Source organism: Phaeodactylibacter xiamenensis, from assembly GCF_000759025.1.
Classification (GTDB): domain Bacteria; phylum Bacteroidota; class Bacteroidia; order Chitinophagales; family Saprospiraceae; genus Phaeodactylibacter; species Phaeodactylibacter xiamenensis.
Genome location: NZ_JPOS01000157.1, coordinates 1 through 822, shown reverse-complemented (window position 1 = coordinate 822; position 822 = coordinate 1). Strand labels below are relative to the sequence as shown.

Sequence of the window (822 nt, the reverse complement as noted above, 5' to 3'; positions counted from 1 at the left end):
GGCAGGCGAGTACAACATCGCCATTCTCATCCGCGAATACCGCAATGGGCAGCAGATCGGCTCTATCGTCCGGGACATGCAGATACTCGTAGAAGAATGCGAAAACCTGCCTCCTGTCGTGGAGGTCCCCTTCGATGAAGTCTGCGTCATCGCCGGCAATGTCCTCGAATTTGATGTGCGGGCTACCGCACCGCTCTCCGAAGACGAACAGCTGGTCCGCCTGACCGCGCTTGGAGGCCCATTCGAAGTCACCTACGGGCCTGCGACCTTCACGCCCAACACAGAAACCTTTGAAGAAGACCCCGTTGTCAAGACCTTCCGCTGGGATGTCCCCTGCGAAGCCATCAGCGCCCAATTTTACCAGGTCGTCTTCAAAGCTACTGATAATGGCTTCGGCGACACCACCGGGCTGGCTACCCTCAAAACCGTGCGCATAAAAGTGGTGGGGCCGCCGCCCGAGGATGTGCAGGCCGAGCCGCAGTCCAACGAGGTCAATGTCTCCTGGCAGATGCCCTACGCCTGCGAGGATACCGAAAATAACTACTTCCGCGGCTTCACCGTATGGAGGCGGGAAGGCAGCGCCAACTTTGTGCGCGACACCTGCACCCCCGGCCTGGACGGCAGCGGGTATACCAAACTTTTTAATGTGCCCATCATGGACACAGAAGACGGAAGGTATATCTACACCGATACCGATGTGGAGCGGGGGCGGACCTATTGCTACCGCATCCTGGCCGAGTTCGCGCTCACTACTCCGACTGGCAGCACTACCTACAACCCCGTGGAAAGCCTCGCCTCGGATTCCATCTGTGTGCAGCTCAA

At 58.5% G+C, this 822-nt stretch carries 1 pseudogene; it reads left to right on the top strand.

Going from position 1 to position 822, the window contains the following annotated elements:
- A pseudogene (locus IX84_RS33695) lies at window positions 1-822 on the top strand (gliding motility-associated C-terminal domain-containing protein); the annotation flags it as partial.